An 18,592-nucleotide genomic window follows, 5' to 3' on the forward strand; every position below is an offset into this window, starting at 1 on the left:
GCGGCTGGTGAAATCCGAGTATCATGCAAACACTGGCAAATCGGTCTGAAGGGGTAAACTAATGGGATTGCTTGCCAAGGTCGGGGATGCACTGGCGCCGCGCGGAAATATAGACGCGGCCGCTGGCGGCAGAATAGCCGGATGGGCCCTTGGCCGAGGGCCAGTGCACGTGGAAGCGTGGTTGGACACCAACCGCATTCTTTCCTGCGAACCATCGATCACCAGGGCCGACGTGGCCGCCGCTTATCCCGACATTCCCGGCAGCAATAGTTGTGGCTTCGCTTTCGACCTACCCTATCGGGAAATGGGGGATGATTTTCTGGGGGAACTGCGCATCGTCGTCCGACCGACCAAGCCGTGGTTGCCCAGCACCACTCTGGCGACCTTACACCTAGCCGGGCCAGCGACGATGCTTAAGTTGGCCTCGCCTCCGGACAGCGGCATAAGCGGTCCTTTCCCGCGCTGCGTGATCGATGCCGTCGCCTTCCATTGGCCTGAGGATTGCGCCGATTTGCTGACGAGCGCCGGTCAAAGGCGATTTGCCGACCGCCTGCTTTGGATCATGGCCACGCCGGATCTCAATGCCATACCGGTTTTCGCCGACTATGCGCGTTATCTGTCCGCGACCTTCGCCCATTGCCGCTTCGTCGAACGCCACTTCCCCCAGACCAACAGGACAGCTACTCTTGGATCGACTGACTTCCATTGCAAGCCTAATTCCATTCGCGAACTGTTCGCCATCATCCACCAGCTCTACGTGCTGAAAAGCTGGGGCGTGGAAGGCGAATTCGCCGAATTTGGCTGCTTCAAGGGCTATAGTTCGGCCATGCTGAGCTATGCCTGCCGACAGCTGGGGCTGAAGATGCATATTTTCGATTCCTTCGAGGGTCTGCCCCCCTCGGCGGGATCGGGCTACGAAGCCGGGCAATATGCAGGCAGCCTTGATGAAGTGCGCGATCATGTGACGCGCTTCGGCGCCAGCGAGGCGGTGGAATTTCACAAGGGCTTCTTCGCCGACACCTTCCGTGACTGGCAGCCACCGCAGCTGATGTGCCTGTGGATGGACGTCGACCTTGAAGTATCTGCGCGCGACCTCATGGTGGTGGCCGACCGACTGAGCCCGGAGGCAACATTGTTCAGCCATGAATGCACCGCCGACATCTTCCGGAACGGCTCTATCGTGCGATCACCGTCGCCAGACAATCCTATCCCGCCAATGCTGGAGCGGCATGATGAGATCGGCCGTCCGCTGACAGGACGCTATATCGCGGGTTACACCGGGGCGTTCTGGCCACGGCGTGGCGGCATACCGGTTATGGACAGCGATGTGTTGATGCGCCTCGTTCAGAAGCTAGCGTGACAGAAGTCTGGCGCCGTCGCGGCGGCACCACTCTGCTCACCCCTCTGCCAAAATCCCGCGCAGATAGCGGCCATAATCGGACTTCCCGAGCTTGGCGACCACCTGCTCCATCTCCGCCGCGCCGATAAAGCCCTGCCGGAAAGCAATTTCCTCGGGACTCGCGATCTTAAAGCCCTGTCGTTTCTCCAGCACACGGACAAATTCCGCAGCATCGAGCAAGCTGTCAGGCGTTCCCGTGTCGAGCCAGGCATAGCCGCGCCCCATAATCTCGACATTCAGTTCGCCGCGCTCTAGATAAACGCGATTGACGTCGGTGATCTCCAGTTCGCCGCGCGGTGAAGGTTCGAGATTGGCCGCGATATCGATCACCTGCTCGTCGTAGAAATAAAGTCCCGTAACCGCCCAATTAGACTGCGGTTGCTCTGGCTTTTCCTCGATCGAGACCGCCTTCATGGCACTATCGAAGCTAACCACGCCATAGCGTTCGGGGTCGTTAACATGATAGGCAAAGACGCTTGCCCCAGCCTTGCGCGAGGACGCGCTGGCCAGCAGTTCGGGCAGGCCGTGGCCATGATAAATATTGTCGCCAAGGATTAGCGCCGACCGCTGCCCTGCTACGAAACCTGCGCCGATGATATAAGCCTGCGCGAGGCCATGGGGGCTGGGCTGCTCGGCATATTCGAAGTGCATGCCCCATTGCGACCCATCGCCCAGCAGCGCCCTAAAAGCGGGCAGATCACGCGGGGTGGAGATGATTAGAACTTCGCGGATGCCCGCCAGCATCAGGGTGCTTAGCGGATAATAGATCATCGGCTTGTCATAGACCGACATCAGCTGCTTCGACGTCGCCAGCGTCATCGGATAGAGGCGGGTGCCGCTGCCCCCGGCGAGGATAATACCCTTCATGCGTTCTCGTTCCTCTGAGCAGGTTGCAGGCGGCCCATCACAGTTTCCAGTGACTCCCGCCAGTAAGGCAGCCTCACGCCATGAACCCGGGCGATCAGACCGCAATCGAGCCGCGAATTGGCTGGGCGCATGGCCGGCGTCGGATAGTCGGCGGTCGTGATCCGCTTCACCCGTGCCGACGGGCCGCCGCCCGCTGCGGAGGTGGCGAAGATCGCCTCAGCAAAGTCGGCCCAGCTCGCTTCGCCCTGCGCTGTCATATGAAAGACGCCGCGCAAGGAGCGGCTACCATCGGATACCATATTGGTCGCCACCCGCAGGATAGCGTCGGCGATATCGAGAGCGCTAGTCGGATTACCCACCTGATCGGCGACGACGCCAAGCTCGTCTCGGTCGCCCGCAAGCCGCAACATGGTCTTCACGAAATTGGCGCCGAAGGGACTGTAAACCCAAGCCACGCGCAGGACCGCGCTATTGTCGCCATGGTCGGCAAGCACGGCCCGCTCGCCCCCCAGCTTGGACACGCCATAGACTCCGGTCGGCCCGGTCGGATCGCTTTCGACATAGGGCCGGTCCAGCGTGCCGTCGAACACATAGTCGGTCGAGACATGGACCAGCGGCACGCCCAGTCTATGGGCTACCTGCGCCATCGCAGCGGCGCCCGCTTCATTGACCGCATGGGCCAACTCGCTGTCGCTCTCCGCTTTGTCAACCGCCGTATAGGCTGCCGCCGAGACGATGACATCGGGCGCCACCGCCTCCAGCGCGTGGGCGACAGAGGCCGGGCTGGCAAGGTCCAGCTCTGGCCGCCCCAACGCGATCACCTCATGCCCGGCAATCGCACCGCGTTCGAGCAGGCTGGAAACGATCTGCCCGGTCTTACCGGTGACAGCAATCCTCATGCAGCAACCCCGGTGGATTTCGCCAGTCCCAGTCTCTGGCCGTCATAACGATCCCGCAACGGACGCCACCACCATTCATTTTCGAGATACCAGCGCACCGTCTTCTCGATGCCACTGTCGAAATCCTCCTGCGCGCGCCAGCCCAGTTCGATCTCAAGCCGGGTCGCGTCAATAGCGTAACGGGCGTCATGTCCAGGGCGGTCGGCGACGAATTCAATCAGCCGTTCGCGCGGAGCGGCGTCGGGGACGAGATCGTCCAGCACCGCGCAGATCCGGCGCACCACATCGATGTTGCGCCGCTCGTTGCGGCCGCCTACATTATATGTTTCGCCTGGGATGCCCTTCTCGATGATGAGGTCGAGAGCCCGGGCATGATCGTCGACGTAGAGCCAGTCGCGCACATTCTCACCCTTACCATAGACCGGCAGCGCGCGACCCGCTAGCGCGTTGAGAATGGCGAGGGGAATCAGCTTTTCGGGGAAATGATAGGGGCCGTAATTGTTCGAGCAGTTCGACACCACCACCGGAAGCCCATAGGTGCGCTGCCAAGCCTTGGCGAGATGGTCGGACGCGGCCTTGGACGCCGAATAGGGCGAGCTGGGGTCATAGGGCGTGCTTTCCTGAAACAGCCCTTCGTCGCCCAGCGAACCATAGACCTCATCGGTCGAGACATGGAGAAAGCGAAAGGCGTCCTTAGCCGCCTTCTCCAGTCCGTTCCAATAGCCGCGCGCCGCCTCCAACAGTGTGAAGGTGCCCACAATATTGGTCTGGATAAAATTCGCCGCCTCCGTGATCGAGCGGTCGACATGGCTCTCAGCGGCAAGATGCATGATGCGATCGGGCCTGAAACTGACGATGGCTTCTTCCATCGCAGCGCGGTCGCAAATATCCGCCTTGAGGAAGTGATGACAGGCCTTTCCCTCCACCTCTCGCAGCGATGCTTCGCAGCCCGCATAGGTCAGCGCATCGATATTGAGAACCTCATAGCCCTTTTCCAACATCAGATGGCGGACCAGAGCGGAACCAATGAAGCCGGCACCGCCGGTGACGATCACGCGCATGCCTTCAGTTCCTCCAAGCGAAATATTCTGGAAGATCGACCAACCGGGGTTGCTGGCGATCCTTCGGTGAAAGTGTATCAGGATCAGCGCCTTCGGGCCAAGCGATGCCAATCGCCGGATCGTCCCAGCACAGCCCCTTGTCGCATTCAGCGCTGTAATAGTCCGTCACTTTGTAACAGATGACGGTGTTTGGCGCGACGGCGCAAAAACCGTGCGCAAAGCCTGCAGGAACCCAGAGTTGTTTTCCATTATCCGGCGTAAGCATCTCGCCGACCCATCGCCCGAATGTGGGAGAGCCGCAACGGATATCCACTGCTACATCGAAAAGTGCGCCAGCGGTGCAGCGCACCAGCTTCCCTTGGGCGTGCGGTTCGCTCTGAAAATGGAGACCGCGAATCGTGCCCTGCCGAACGCTCAGGGATTCATTGTCCTGGACGAAGGCGAAATCACCGCAATGCTCAGCAAAGAGATCGGCGCGGAAGGTCTCCGCAAAATAGCCTCGCTCATCGCCGATATGCTTTGGGATAAAGAGCTTGACGCCGGGAATATCAAAGGACTGAACTAGCATTTTCCCTCGTCGTTTCCATGGCCACGATTCTGTAGACGAGCAGCAGCAACAAAGGCTTAATTGTTCAACGCATTTGCTGTGTTGGTGACAGTGATGATCGGTGAGAATAATTGACTGATGAGCTGCACCAGCTTGCTCGGCTGATTAGCTAGGGCATTGCCGAAATAAAGAACGTCGCCATCATGCAAAGCAAATTTTTGCGCGAGGAAATAAGATCCTGTTTTCATCATGTTAAAATGATAGACGACCGGCTTGGATGCTCCCTCCTCATCCTTTTGATAGCGCAGGACGAAGACGGCTTTCGGATCGCCATGATTGCTGTTCGGCCCTCCCGCCGCGGCGATGGCCTCCACCAATGACATCGTTCCCCGGCTGAACGGCATCTGCTGAACCCGTCCCGAAGCTCCCAGAACGGAAAACAACAAAGGGTCCTGAACCAGCGTTACACGATCTCCTGGGTAAGCAGGGACGTCCACTTGCGGATTATCCAGTACTTCGCTCAGGCGTAATTCGGCGACGTCCGGCCCACGCCGTACGCGCAGCAGCAGGTCTTTGGCGCTGCCGCGATATCCGCCTGCCAGCGCGATCACGTCGGACAGTCTTTCCTTGTTGGTTTGCAGGACAAGCCGCCCCGGTTGCCCTACCTCGCCCCCCACGATCACCGAATTGTTGATGGCCTGCTGCAGCGTCACCAGAACTTGTGGACTTTGGGACAGCCCGCGCAGCGACTTTCGGATCAGGTTTTGGACTTCGAGCAAGGTCAATCCGCTGACATGCAGCCTGCCCGCATAGGGGACGACAATATCGCCATTGTCGTCGATCCGGCTGGGCGGCAATGTCTGAGCCTTCACGGACGGATCAAAGTTTCCGGCCAGTTCCATGGTCGTCCCGCCGAACAGGGGAACGCCCGCTTCATATACGACAATGGAGATGACATCGCCCGGACCGATCATGTCCGTCGGCGGAGGCGTGAGCGCAGGCAGGGTCCACTGACCATGTTCAGGCGGCGGCGGAAGCAACGAAGCGTCATCCACCTCGACGATTGTGATGTTCGCTTGGGCCGTTTCCGCGGATTTGACGAACTGTGACCCCGTAGGCCCGCTGCTCGGGAGAGTGGAGCAAGCACCCAGAAGACAGGAGACTGCCAGTGTTATTTTTCGTTTTTGATGCATAACCACCAGTAATTAGCCATGTCTTGCGTAGGCTTGGCCTCGGAACAATAGAGGCGGTTACCCAAGTCAGACCGATACAGCAAGCCCAACCCAACGCAAATTTATAGAAACGCGAGCCCATGGCGCTTCCTCCAAGATGGCAGATGAAGGAGATTTCAAAAAAAGGGCGTGCTAGGTGGTCTCGCCTTCTTGGACAGTTTGGCAGCTAAGTTATGCTGATCCTAGTTATCGTTCATGCCGTCTGCTCCCGCTCAATGACCGTTGCCCGATACTGGCATGCAATTTCTCAACCTCGCGCTCCCCGGTATCCTTTGCCACGCCGCCAGCCCCGGAGAAGATGTCCGCCATCCCGCCAATGGCCTGCCGCTTCCAAGTCGCGATCATCTGTGGTGGGCACCGTGCTTGGCGGCGAGCCGCCAGCATCAGGTCACCCTGATCGCCTCCAGCGCTACCTTCACCTTGAAATCCGCGCTGCAGCGCGTTCTCGTCGTCGTCATTCCCAGACCAATCCATAAGGTCGGGACCAGCTTAACACCCTGTCCAGCAAACCGATACTACCTCAACGAAAGGCCAACGCTTCACATGGGAGGCTTAACGAGCTCTTCTTGAAACCAAACACATAGTGTGGAAGACAAACCCATCGTTTTGCCGCTAGAGGGGAGGCAGCGCTACCGCGCTCGAAACTCAATCTGACATCAGGTGAGACAAACTGAATATGGATCCAGACAAACTAAGCATCGAAGAGATCAGGCAATCCGGCTTTTTCGACGAGAATTGGTATCTGCGCAATTACGAGGATGTGGCTGAACTAGCAATGTCCCCGATCGAGCATTTCACCTGGATCGGCCATCGCCTCATGCGCAATCCCGGCCCCAACTTTTCAGTAGAACATTATTTGACCGACCATCCGGATGTTCGCGCTGCCGGTGTCAACGCCCTTCTCCATTATGTGCGCACGGGCAAGGCCGAGGGCCGCACAATCAAACGCGCGGACGGGACCTCCTTTTTGCAGGCGCAGAAATCGCCTTTTCCTGCTAAGACCAAACCTCACCAACCCCTTCCCGATACGCGGTCGAGCATCACTCAAGCTGCTTCGATTCTGCTTGTGTCAGGTGAACCGCTCGATCGACCAGGCGCGATTTACCGGATCATGCGTTTCGCGGAATCCTTCCGCGCATCCGGATGCAAGGTTGAGGTGATGGACCGCGAGAAAGCCGCCAAAAAGCTCGACCGCCTCGAGAATTTCAACATGCTTTATGTTTGGCGGGCCCGGTGGCCGGACATCAAAGCAGTGTGCATGCAAGCGCGCGCTTTGAAAATCCCCTATGTTTTCGATGTCGATGACTTGATGGTCAGGCCGGAACTGGCGACAGCGGAGTTCATCGACGCCATTCGTTTCAACAAGCACAATGAAGAGAATGTTAAGGCCCATTATAGCGATGTCCGCGATGCCATGCTGCATGCGGACTATTGCGTAGCGAGCACGCGAGAGCTAGCATGGCACATGCGCACACCGCCGGGAAGACGCCCTACCTTCGTCATCCCGAACACTTATGATCGGGCCGCCTATCAAAAATCGCGCGTCGCAGCACGGCGCAAACAGACCGCCCCCGACGATGGCAAGATCCGCATAGGATATGCCAGCGGCAGCCGGACGCATCAAGCCGATTTCAAGCTATGCTCCCGCGCAGTCGCGGATATCCTGCGCGCACATCCTGAGACTTGCCTGGTGCTGTTCCGCCGTAACGATATGGTGACGCTGGATGTCTCGGAGTTTCCTGAATTCGTGGGTCTGGAAAGCCGCATAGAATGGCGCGAGTTCGTCCCATTGATCGACCTTCCGAACGAGGTGGCGCGGTTCGATATCAATTTAGCGCCGCTAGAAGTCGGCAACCCCTTCTGCGAAAGCAAATCCGAGCTGAAATATTTCGAGGCGGCGATCGCGGATGTTCCGACCATCGCCTCTCCCACCGGCCCCTATCGCTGGGCAATTGATCATGGGCGAACCGGCTTTCTCGCCAACGACCAGAAGCAGTGGTCATCAGCCCTGGAAGAACTGGTCCGTAGCGCCGATCGCCGCAGAGAAGTCGCGCGGCAAGCCCATCGCGCTGCATTGTGGGACTTTGGCCCGGTGCGTCGGGCCGAGTTGGTGGCCTCATTGCTCGATCACGTTTACTCACCCCGTCGGGCAAGCCGGGCCATGCATTTCGAACAACATATTCAGTCCTTTCGTCCCCAGCCCATCCACTTACAACCCCACAGGATCTTGGCGACTTATGACAAAGGCGAGATGTCGCGCGTCACCGTCGTGATCCCACTATATAACTATGAGAATTTCATCACTGAAGCGCTGGACTCAGTCAAGACGCAGATCATGCGTGAACTAGACCTGATCATCGTCGATGATAAATCCACTGATAATTCAGCATCGATAGCCCAAGCTTGGCTAGCCGAAAACCATGCCCGTTTCAACCGCGCCTTGCTGGTCCAACATAACGAAAATAGCGGCCTAGGTAACTCGCGCAATACCGGCTTTGACCTGTCTGACACGCTCTACATCATGGCGCTGGACGCAGACAACCGCCTGCTGCCCGACTGTTGCGAACGGCTTATGAGCGCAATCGAGCGCACTAAGTCAGCCTTTTCCTACAGTGTTATTCAGCAATTCGGAGATGCCACTTCCCGAATGGGCACACGACCCTTCGATCCGGCGGATTTCATTCCGGGCAATGTCATTGATGCCATGGCCATGATTTCAAAGGAAGTTTGGTCTCTTGTAGGTGGTTATGCCGATCACCGCATGGGATGGCAGGACTACGATTTCTGGTGCCGGATCATCGATGCCGGGCTGTCTGGACAGCATGTCGACCGCATCCTCAGCGAATATCGGGTTCATGGCAATTCCATGCTGCGCACCGCCACCGATCGCGCCAAGAACAAGGCGGTCCTGATCGATCAAATGGAAAAAGACTTCGCCTGGATCAGCCCTCTCGACATGCGGGTTGGCTATCGTGTTCCCGCACCCACGCCGCAAAACAAATGAGGATCTCGGCTCGACCGCACAGAAACGGTCGAGCCAGCCGGTCAGGCATTGCGCCGAGTAAAAACAGCGTAAAATTCTGCGGCGCCCTGCGCCGTTCGAGACACCGCTTCAAGTCGAAGATCGATATAACCGAGCCGATAACCGACATCCATGATATCCCTGAACGTATCAGGCGTCAGGAACCATAGATGCGGCGCCATCTTCGCAAGTCGGTCCGGGCTGTTGAATTCCCTGAGCGCAGTCAGAATCTTGTCCATCTGAACGGACGGCGGTGGTGGCCCATGATCGCCAGCCCAATGCCGGGCCGCATCATTGTGCGTGCCCCGGACATAACGATCGATCCATAATCCCAGCGGGCAATCGACGCGCTGTTCGTGATAGGCCGCAATGGCATCGCCTATCGATGTGCTTTGTTTGAAATGATCGAAGCAATATCTCTTATCCGGTATCGCCAAATAATAACTTCCATCCGGCTCGATAATGTTCGCTACTTCGTTGATATGTCTATAAATATCGGTCGTGTGCTCTATAACATGACTACTATATACTAATGAGAACTTCTCTGGAATTTTCCCTATAGAAATTTCTCCGGAAATATAGTCTATTTTTTCCGGGGTGAATTCGGAAGAAATGCAAAGCCTTCTACATTCTGCCTTGATCTGCTCCGCATTCAACACATCGAAATATCTTACGAGTTCACCGTGAAACTTTGGAAAAGCAAATGGACCTATTTCGAGCATGCGCACACCGGTTGGAATGCTGCCGATGAAGTCCTGCCTCGACATAGATTCGAGAAGTCTGATTTCTATCCGGTCTTTGACATCTGCTGGCATGGCTAGATTCCTTGAACCTATTTAGGCGGAAAACGAAAAGAACGAGCGAGGCGCCGCAGCCCTCTTTTCCATCCGCGAGCCTTTCTTGTTAAGGCCGCGAGCGCTTCTGCTTCGGCCATCGCCCCGACATCCTCACCCAGATAGCGGTTTGGTCTCGGACGACCGTCATGGATGGCAACCAATTCGCGTGTTGCCAGCTTTCCGATCGCCTCATCGGAAAATGCTGGCGTGTAATAGATGCAATCCTCGAAAAAATAATGCGTCACCTGGGACCAGCGCGTCAATGTGGCATTGGTCTGCCGACTGCCGCCATGTAGCAGATTGGCGCACCAGATCAGCGCCTGTCCCTTGCGGGCAAGAAATGGTTCTTCCCGGCCCCCATTGACCCGGCACAGCGCTTCCCATGCCGGACCATAAGGGTCCTGCGCCGACGACAGATCGCTGCCATGCCCCTTGCGGCCGATCAGCACATTGCTCATGATGGGCCAGCGGTGGGACCCGCGCACATAAAATAGCGGCCCGGCTTCTGCCGAAACATCTTCCATGGCCAGCCAGACGCCGCACATGAAGCGTTCCGGCAGGCTCGAAAAATGCACTGAATCCGAATGGGCGCGCTGCTGCGTACCAACTGGGAAATTCAGCGTCTGAAAGGGAAAGGCGGCGCGACCATAGAGCTTGCTGAGCAGATCAAGGATCGCGGAATTGCATGCGATCGCACGCACATCATCATCGAAGGACCATGCGTCCTGTATACGACGCGAGCCACCCGTCTTGTTGCTATGGGGATTGTCTAGTTCCAGATTGAACCGCGGGCCAAGGCTGCGTTTCACCCGATCGATCCGCGCGCCAATGTCCGGATCGGGAAAATCGATAACCGCAAACCCGTTCTGGTGAAGGCGACGCGCCACAAACTTCTCTTCCGCCGACCAGTCCGACGGCAGAGCATCGGGCATGAAGATCGGAGACTCGATTAGAGGTGTGCCGGGGAAGAGATTGTTGTCCATGTCCAGCAGTCACAAGTCGGCATAAACGCCGAGCGCTTCGCCCACATCTTCATACATGGACGCGATGCCATCGTGTAGCACTATTGCACGGTTGCAATATCTCTTAATAAAATCCGGACTGTGTGAAGCGAGCAAAAGTGCCCGGTCCTGCCGCCTCTCAAAGAACTCGCGCTGGCATTTGAGCTGAAAATTTCGATCGCCCACCATGATGACTTCGTCGATCAAATAGCATTCGAATTCGATGGCCAACGTTAGCGCGAACGCAAGCCGGGCGCGCATGCCGGAAGAATAGGTCTTTACGGGCATGCGCAACTGTCGACCTAGCTCCGTGAATTCCTCAACGAAACCGCGAATCTCTGCATACGGCTTGTTGTAGATCCGCGCAATAAAGCGCGCATTATCATAACCCGTCAGACTGCCCTGAAACCCCCCGTTAAATCCCAATGGCCATGAACATCGCATCGACCGAACGATCTTGCCCGACGTAGGCATTTCTACCCCGCCTATCAACTTGATAAGCGTCGATTTGCCCGCACCATTACGGCCGAGCAACCCAATACGATCATGCGGACTGATGGTGAAATTCACGCCGCGAAGAACAGTCTTCACAGCATGGCCGCTGCGATACTGTTTGTGTATGTCGCGGCATACTATCATCCGACCACCAAGACCCGCCGCACGTAACGGCAAAGGATGAGACCGATGATCAAGCAACAGGTCGACACAACCATCGCCTTAAAGACATCATAGTAAGGCTGCACTGTCGCGCCGTAAAGCCCATGGCGCATCAATTCCATGCCAGTCACCATTGGCGACCACATGAGAACGGAACGAGCCTCCGGTGAAAGCCACGAAGCCATGTTAAATGTTCCAGAAAAGGGAATGGCGATGTAAACGCTAACCGGTAGCAACTTCTCGACTAATTCCGAAATTTCGGACAGAGGCGCCAGTATGGTACAGATCGCAAGAACGAAGAAGAAATATACTCCCCACCCCAATAGTATTGATCCAAAATCTTCCGGGAAAGGAAATAAGTTAAAATAACCGAATACGGCCATGATGAACAAGTAAGCCATCATTGCACCAATTGCTTCAATCAATACACGGACAAAAATGAAATCAAGGACCTTGACCTGACGATGATACAGCAAAGCGCTATTTGCCATGAACATGCTAGCGGATTTATTGAAGCAATGGCGCAAGAACGTCAGGGGAATATAACCACTGGCGACGAAGGATACAACGCCTATACCGTGACTTTCTGTGCCCTTCATGAATGTCCAGACGACGCCCACTAAGCCCGCAAACATAAGCGGTTCGGCCATTAGCCATAGGAAGCCAATATTTTCCCGCCCAAAACGCGTAGTGAGTTCGCGTATCATCAATGCTTTCAACACGAGCAACTGAATGCGCAGACCGCTTCTAAATCTTGCCATCAGTTTTCCGGCGCATGCTCGAGAATGCCAACGACAAGCATCCACCCGACCAAATACAGACAGAGACAGCCGAAGAGTACTGTCAAGATTTTCTTTATCCGCGCCGGCAAAAGCGCTTTGTCAGGCTTGTTCGGTTGCACAACCCGTTCCAGATAATATTGCTGCTTTAATGCCTCCGCCCGCGCTTGTTCGAGAGACGCATTAGCTGCCGTTAACATCTGCGTTGCAAATTCCTGCTCAACGGCCAGTGTTTCGTAACCACTCATTTTCGAGGCGATGCCGGAGGGCGTACCAACAGCACGCCCCGTCTGCGCTGCAATCTGTTCGGAAAGCGCCGCGATCCGCTGACGAAGGGCTGGAATGGAGGGATGGTTAGGTGCCGCCTGCTGAATTTCCACCAGCTTGGCACGAAGCGACGCCACCTGTCCGATCAGGCCGTTGGACAGCTCGAGAACGCCCATGCCCTGCTGCTGGGGATCAAGCAGCGCCGAACTGTTCCGATATTGCCCAAGATCCTCGCGTGCCTTGCGGACACGATTCTGTGCCACTTCGACGCGGGCTTCCGCTTCCTTGATCGTTTTGGAATTTGCCCTCGCATTGAGGCTATTAACCAACGACTCGCTCAATTGCAGTAGGTTTTCGTTTAACTTCTTGGCCTCCGACGGTTCGAATGCGTTAACATTCAATACAGCCATGCCGGTTTCATGGTCGAGATGAACGTCCACCATGGATCCATAATAATCGTAGAGATTTTCAAAATTGTCCTGACGAAACAACCGAGGAAAACGACTAAGTCGATCGGCCGCAGAAGACATGAACGCGTCCCGCACGTTAACACGTTTTGACAAATCCTGCAAAGCATCACGCGAACGCAGATAATCCATTATCTCCTTGGTTTGCTCCTGACCTGGAGAAAGCCCCGTGGTTTCAATTAAACCGGCAAGTGAAGACATGGAAGCGGCCTTGCGTTCAGGCGACTTGATGATGAATCGGGATTCCGAAACATAGATGTCCGACGCAATCATCCCATAATAAATTGTCGTCAACAGGAATGGCAGAATCACAAGCAGCGCAAACCAGCGCCAAGCCTTGAGGCGCTCGTAAATCCAAGAGCGCTCCTTGGCGCCGTCGGATTCAACCGCACGGTGAAGTTGGGTATCGTGTTGCATGTCCAAACTCTGAATTCCTCGACGCGGAAAATCGGGCCATGCCCTTTAGCCGCTTAACGTATCAACGGGCAAGCGTCCGCCCTTCTAGCATGCCATGCAGGATATAATGGCGAACCGGATCCATGCCGTTGGATGCAACATCCGGGTAAAGTTCAAGATAGCGTCGGGCATCGAAAAGCCGCTTCCGCTTCAATCGATCATGTTCGCGACGGCGACCCCACTCTCGAGGCATCAGTGACCACCACCAAGGACGGTTGGCCAAAACGGAATATGTTTTGACGAGCCATTCCCGCTGGCTGGCGGCCGCAACGCAATTCCTTTCTGCGCTTTCGAGCAGTTCCGTCAGTATTTTCAACTCATGAAAGCGAGCTTTAACGCTTGACTCCGCCCTTTGCAGATCAGCCTTTGTGCGGGACGATTCCAGTTCCATTTTCGAAAAATTGGAAAGCATTTGACCGAGCTGTCGCTCGGCGTTCCGGCGCTCAACAGCCTCATCATGCAGCCTTCGCAAGGAAGCTTCCTGGGCGGCCGCCTTGGCTACCGCCCGGTCAGCACGTCGTTTTTGCAGAGCCGCCGATTTCTCCGCCGCCTGACGCTCGCCTGCCAATCGGAAAACCCAAGCATCGGCCTCCTTCAGCTTGTCGCGCAGGACCATTGCTTCCTGCGCATCCCTCTTGGCAGCCTCCATATCTCGGTGAGTCTGCTCGATTTCCTCCTGACGTTGGCGCAATGTGCTTTCCAGCACAGCGATGCGACCCTTTGCCTCTGCAATTTGAGCTTCCAGCACTACCGCTGCCTTATGCCCCCTATCTATTAATTCCATATCCTGTGTAGCGGCTTTCGGATTTGCGAGCTGCGTCGCTCCCAAAGTCCAAACATTCGTACCCTTTACTTCGGCATGAAGACTGCGCGCGGGCAATTCTCCTTCCCAAGTTCCCTTACGGAATACCGCAACAAAATCGTTCCAAATGTCATCTATCCGGGGAGCGGTAAAACTCTCAATCAACGTCAGTTCCATCTGCTGGCTTTTCGCCCATCTCTCCAATGCGAGACCGGAATCGGGATACAAGCGCCAATGATCTTCCGGATAACGATGCACCGCCCCATTCGAGGGCGTGTTAACATACAGATAGCCTCCATCGCGCAGCAACCGACCGAGTTCGAGAAATGTCATCCAAAAGGCAGGATCGTGCTCAAAAACAGAAGAGGCTATGGCCAAATCGAATGACTGGGGATTAAACGGCAGTGGCTTTCTGGGATCGACAACAATGTCAACCCCTTTGCCTTCCACTATATCAACACCCACATATTCACTGCCCTCTGGGGCAAACTGGCGCAGCGATCCATTAACATCGAGCGATCCAATCTCTAAAATCCGTGCGCCCACTCTATCGGCATAAATCTCGATAGTAAGCCGTCCAATTTCTAGAGCCGTGTCATGCATCTCCGACCGCTGCCTCGCACCTTGAGTTCAAATGAGCGCTTTGTGGCACCGCTTAATCAAATACTCCAGCAGTTCAAGTCGCAACGGCAAACTCGCTCTCCAAAATGGCATACTTACATCCTCACCTTGCCCGCACCGCAACATCGTGTAGACGATCAGCGATCATCCTTGCCGCTCGGAAAATGTAATTCCGCCCCTCGCGCAAATGCTTCAAAATATCGGGCAGATCCCTACCAATGCTCGATCGATCATCTAGATCCCTATAGACTTGCCAAAATGATTCATTGCCAAGAAAACGGGGCATGTTGAAAACGCCATGATAGCCGAAGCTCACGCTGCATTCGCTCACACGTTCAATCGCGAAGAGATCAGCCAGCTGTTTTGAAGCAAATTGCATCCCTTGACGTTCCAGCCAAGGCCGGTTCGTTCTTCCGATGGCAATGTCCTCGGGATGCGACGGACGAAATTCTGGGTGTCGGCACGCTTCCATCAATCGGCGCGTGCGCAAAGAAAAGCCTCCGTTGCCTACGTCATGTCCATCACCGAATTGCGGCCAACTCGCACCGATATAATCATAGTTCAGGAACTCAGAACGCCATTGTTTAGCATCGAGCACATGGCCGTCCCATTGCGCTATGAGACAATGCGAAGTCTCAACATGATCAACCATGTGCGACAGTAGAAAATCAGAATATGCGGCGGAAGAGCTGAGCCGCGGGATCGGCACAACAGAGATGCCGGGATGATTGGGTCGGACAGACACATCAGTAAATAGCTTGCAGCCAGCAAAATCGATCTGCGCTAGGCTCAATTCAAGCGCCCGCAGCGTCGCTTTCACATTAACCGAAGTGGCTGCGCACAGCGTCACCTGCGGTAGTGAGAGCCGAGGAGGGCGGGTAGCTGTCATACCCCACCTATAGCCTCAACACGAAACGTTCGCTCGCACGGCTCAGCTCAGGGTGATGAAAGGGATCCACCACCTCCGTCGTACCCCATCGCCGCTGAAGAGCGGATAGCTCCCCGGCGAATCTAGCTGCGCCCACGGGATCTCGGTCCAATCCTCGCGAAACCGATTCATGATGAATTAATGTAGCGCGCGGCTCGTACAAGGATTGCCACCCCCGCATATTTAGCCGCATGCATAGGTCTACATCGTTGAATGCTACCGGGAACTTGCGTTCGTCGAGGCCCCCGACGGCTAGGAAGCGGTCACGTGCAACCACAAGGCACGCCGCCGTCACCGCCGATGCGAATTGCGGTAGTGAGTGGCGTTGAAAGTAGCCCTCTTCATTTGGCTGAAGAAAGCGATGGGCATGACCCGCCGCATTTCCCACACCAATTACCACGCCGGCATGCTGGATGCGCCCATCGGGGTACAGCAGCCGCGCGCCCACCGCACCGACATCTTCTCTTACGGCTTGTGTCGCCATCGCAGCCAGCCAAGTGGGCTCAATCACTTCAATATCGTTGTTGAGGAGGCACAGCAACCGTCCTCGCGCCTTCTCCACCGCACGGTTGTTGATAGCAGAATAATTAAATTCGCCCTCATGCCGTAGCACTCGATGGCGCGCAGTATCGAGACTCGTGAGAAAAGCCAACGTCTCCGGATCGTCGCTGTCGTTATCGACGACGATCACCTCTATGTTAGGGTAATCTGTGGCCGCAATGCCCTCTAAGCAGGTCCTCAGCAGGTCCATTCGATTACGCGTCGGCACAATGATGGTGACAGAGGGCAAATCACTGCAACGTGCACTTAAAATTGCCGGCACGCACGGAGACGGACGAGCACGCCGGTGGTGAAGGATCTGGCGGATGTGCAGGGGAGGCTCTTCATTCGTCCTATTCTCGACGATTTGTCGAACCAGGCCGGCGAAACCAGTCTGCGTTTCCAGTTCTAGCGGCGAGCAACGAAAAATGCAGGAGCCCGTCAAGTAATCGAAATAGCGGAATAGTTCGCTATTCCAGTCAGGCTTAAAATGCGGCGCCGTGCGTCGACCTCCTTTATCGAGCAAGTCATCATCGCCATAGGCAATCTGCGCTTTTGTATTTGTGACAGCAGAACGGTATACGCTTGCCGCTCCCCGCGCAAGCTGATCGCCGGCGATCATAGGAATCAGCCAAAGATCTTCGCTCCAATCGATCTGTCGAGCTGCTTGGGCGAGACTCGGTACCTCATCGGTGCCGATCACCAGCGCACGTATGTTTTCAGCCGCCAGATTGCTTAGAGTTTGCTCTATCTCGCCTCCCATAATATCGACAAGCGCCAGAATAGGCGAGGCCGCATCGGTTCTGACAGTAGGAACAAACTCCTTTTCCCACTTTACCCACATGTCATAGGCTCTACGCGAACCGCCCAGCAAGCGGGCAAACTGGTTACGGGATCGAACCCGTTTACGGCATAGTCGCCACCATAAAGCTGTCAGATAGCCACGAGGTGATCTGAGAAACGCGTCACAGTGGACGGCGATCGTGGGCCATGGGCCAATATTTTTGCCTGGATACGGCACTCGCCGACGCGATAACATGGTAAGCCGCGATAGCGGCTTAAGGCCGACGGGCAAAGAAAAAATCTCACGATGGTGTTATCCCTGAGGTTGCGATGACATTCGAAGCGGCAGTCGGATCTATGTGTCCGACGCCGTTGCGCATAATTGTTCATCTTCTGTTACGGATCGAAACGGGCGGGCGGTGCACCACCAAGAATGTTCTAACTATACCGGCCGTTTCGGTGCCGAATACCCTTTTTCAAGCTTAACAGAGCCGCCGCCGCATCAGTGGTGAGGAGACATGGAAAAATCTTCTCGATCCGTTATAGTGAAGCCCAGTTGGCAGGCGGCGCATTCGAGTGGAACTGGACTATGACAGAGGTGGGCACAATGTGGGCAAGCCCACCTTATCAATGGTTTATACATTTGATTTTCAATGGAAATTTTGCCCACCTCCGCCGCCTTGACATCGCAGGTGTTCCAAATCGGTCTGGCACGCCCAACACTGACGTTCGATTCAGCGAATGACTGGTGGGCTTCGCATGTCTCTGCTCTCTTTTTGCGAAATTAGCTGCTCACCTGGTTCAACGTGTCGGCCAGTAAATCAACTGTTACCGCCAGCCGCTCGTCTAGCAATGCGAGGAGTTGTGTCCAACCGAGCATATCGTTCAGTTCTCCTGGGCCGTCGGATATGCCGCGCAGTCCCATCAGGGGAACAGTGAAGCGCTGGCAGGCTCGGGTAATGGCGAAGGTTTCCATATCGACCATATCGGCGTCTATCAGTGCATATTCCTCGCCGCCTACGATGTTTGCGCCGGTTGAAAGGCGCGCCGCGGGAATGTCGAGAGGTGCGTGCAGCGGTAGATCGACGGGGTGATCTATGAACGGAGTCACTCCCTTTGCGAAACCAAGGCGGGAAGCGTCCATGTCACGCCAGGATACGCTTGCGACCTGATAGACCTCCCCCAACTGACAGGCGCGGGAGCCAGCTGAGCCCAGTGACACAACAAGGTCAGGCAGAGCATCATGCTGGTGAAGGTGCTGAAGCGCCAAGCTGGTTGTGATCGCGGCTTCTACGGGACCGACACCTGTCATTAGTGGCGTGAAGCGGGAACGCAGATGCGGACCGTATTCATCCTCTATCGCCATTAGGAAGAGGATGCGTTTTCCCGCGATTAGCTCGCAATTTGGTTGGCGGGGGAAATTCATGA

General features: G+C 55.8%; 16 protein-coding genes. 2 read left to right on the forward strand and 14 right to left on the reverse strand.

The genetic code is table 11. The annotated features are described in order from the left end of the window. Positions 1 to 61 precede the first annotated feature (61 nt). Complete coding sequence (locus tag ACZ51H_RS07830; protein WP_464801457.1) at positions 62 to 1,360, forward strand: class I SAM-dependent methyltransferase; 1,299 nt, start codon at positions 62 to 64, stop codon at positions 1,358 to 1,360. Positions 1,361 to 1,396: 36 nt separating this feature from the next. Here the strand turns inward: ACZ51H_RS07830 and rfbA are convergent, their stop codons facing one another. Genes rfbA through ACZ51H_RS07855 form a run of 5 tightly spaced genes read right to left on the reverse strand, consistent with a single transcriptional unit; the run spans position 1,397 to position 5,966 of the window. Next, positions 1,397 to 2,266 carry a glucose-1-phosphate thymidylyltransferase RfbA gene (gene rfbA / locus ACZ51H_RS07835; RefSeq protein WP_464801458.1) on the reverse strand — a complete coding sequence of 290 codons (870 nt, stop codon included), beginning with the start codon at positions 2,264 to 2,266 and terminating at the stop codon, positions 1,397 to 1,399. Further along, positions 2,263 to 3,165: a dTDP-4-dehydrorhamnose reductase gene (gene rfbD, locus ACZ51H_RS07840; RefSeq protein WP_464801459.1), complete on the reverse strand. Its 903-nt coding sequence runs from the start codon at positions 3,163 to 3,165 to the stop codon at positions 2,263 to 2,265. Before rfbD ends, rfbA begins: the two co-directional genes overlap by 4 nt. Then, the gene (gene rfbB / locus ACZ51H_RS07845; RefSeq protein ID WP_464801460.1) at positions 3,162 to 4,226 is read right to left on the reverse strand and encodes a dTDP-glucose 4,6-dehydratase; all 1,065 of its coding nucleotides are present in this window, start codon (positions 4,224 to 4,226) and stop codon (positions 3,162 to 3,164) included. The genes rfbD and rfbB overlap by 4 nt, the downstream gene beginning before the upstream one ends. 4 nt (positions 4,227 to 4,230) lie before the next feature. Next, positions 4,231 to 4,794, reverse strand: coding sequence for a dTDP-4-dehydrorhamnose 3,5-epimerase (gene rfbC, locus ACZ51H_RS07850; RefSeq protein ID WP_464801461.1), 564 nt, complete (start codon positions 4,792 to 4,794; stop codon positions 4,231 to 4,233). Positions 4,795 to 4,850: 56 nt separating this feature from the next. Next, positions 4,851 to 5,966, reverse strand: a complete 1,116-nt coding sequence (locus tag ACZ51H_RS07855) for a polysaccharide biosynthesis/export family protein (protein WP_464802868.1) — start codon at positions 5,964 to 5,966, stop codon at positions 4,851 to 4,853. Positions 5,967 to 6,681: 715 nt separating this feature from the next. On the opposite strand from ACZ51H_RS07855, the gene ACZ51H_RS07860 reads away from it, so the two are divergent. Next, positions 6,682 to 9,009 (forward strand): glycosyltransferase, encoded by a 2,328-nt coding sequence (locus ACZ51H_RS07860; RefSeq protein WP_464801462.1) that lies wholly within the window; start codon positions 6,682 to 6,684, stop codon positions 9,007 to 9,009. Positions 9,010 to 9,050: 41 nt separating this feature from the next. On the opposite strand, the gene ACZ51H_RS07865 is transcribed toward ACZ51H_RS07860, so the two are convergent. From ACZ51H_RS07865 to ACZ51H_RS07905, 9 genes are all read right to left on the reverse strand, one after another. Next, a complete protein-coding gene (locus ACZ51H_RS07865; protein ID WP_464801463.1) occupies positions 9,051 to 9,842 on the reverse strand; it encodes a methyltransferase domain-containing protein in 792 nt (263 codons plus the stop codon). Between the two features lie 17 nt (positions 9,843 to 9,859). Continuing rightward, positions 9,860 to 10,846, reverse strand: coding sequence for a phytanoyl-CoA dioxygenase family protein (locus tag ACZ51H_RS07870; protein ID WP_464801464.1), 987 nt, complete (start codon positions 10,844 to 10,846; stop codon positions 9,860 to 9,862). A 9-nt stretch (positions 10,847 to 10,855) separates the two neighbouring features. Continuing rightward, positions 10,856 to 11,503, reverse strand: a complete 648-nt coding sequence (locus ACZ51H_RS07875; RefSeq protein WP_464801465.1) for an ABC transporter ATP-binding protein — start codon at positions 11,501 to 11,503, stop codon at positions 10,856 to 10,858. Further along, positions 11,500 to 12,282, reverse strand: a complete 783-nt coding sequence (locus tag ACZ51H_RS07880) for an ABC transporter permease (protein WP_464801466.1) — start codon at positions 12,280 to 12,282, stop codon at positions 11,500 to 11,502. The genes ACZ51H_RS07875 and ACZ51H_RS07880 overlap by 4 nt, the downstream gene beginning before the upstream one ends. Continuing rightward, positions 12,282 to 13,451, reverse strand: coding sequence for a KpsE/RkpR family capsule polysaccharide export protein (locus ACZ51H_RS07885; protein WP_464801467.1), 1,170 nt, complete (start codon positions 13,449 to 13,451; stop codon positions 12,282 to 12,284). Before ACZ51H_RS07885 ends, ACZ51H_RS07880 begins: the two co-directional genes overlap by 1 nt. Before the next feature lie 61 nt (positions 13,452 to 13,512). Beyond that, complete coding sequence (locus tag ACZ51H_RS07890) at positions 13,513 to 14,895, reverse strand: methyltransferase domain-containing protein (protein ID WP_464801468.1); 1,383 nt, start codon at positions 14,893 to 14,895, stop codon at positions 13,513 to 13,515. A gap of 121 nt (positions 14,896 to 15,016) precedes the next feature. Next, positions 15,017 to 15,802 carry a DUF5672 family protein gene (locus ACZ51H_RS07895; RefSeq protein WP_464801469.1) on the reverse strand — a complete coding sequence of 262 codons (786 nt, stop codon included), beginning with the start codon at positions 15,800 to 15,802 and terminating at the stop codon, positions 15,017 to 15,019. Between the two features lie 7 nt (positions 15,803 to 15,809). Continuing rightward, entirely contained in the window at positions 15,810 to 17,225 is a 1,416-nt protein-coding gene (locus ACZ51H_RS07900; protein WP_464801470.1) for a glycosyltransferase family 2 protein, read from the reverse strand. 723 nt (positions 17,226 to 17,948) lie between these two features. Then, positions 17,949 to 18,590 (reverse strand): 5'-methylthioadenosine/S-adenosylhomocysteine nucleosidase, encoded by a 642-nt coding sequence (locus ACZ51H_RS07905; protein WP_464801471.1) that lies wholly within the window; start codon positions 18,588 to 18,590, stop codon positions 17,949 to 17,951. Positions 18,591 to 18,592 lie beyond the last annotated feature (2 nt).

It is taken from the genome of Sphingobium sp. TomMM15, assembly GCF_055397045.1.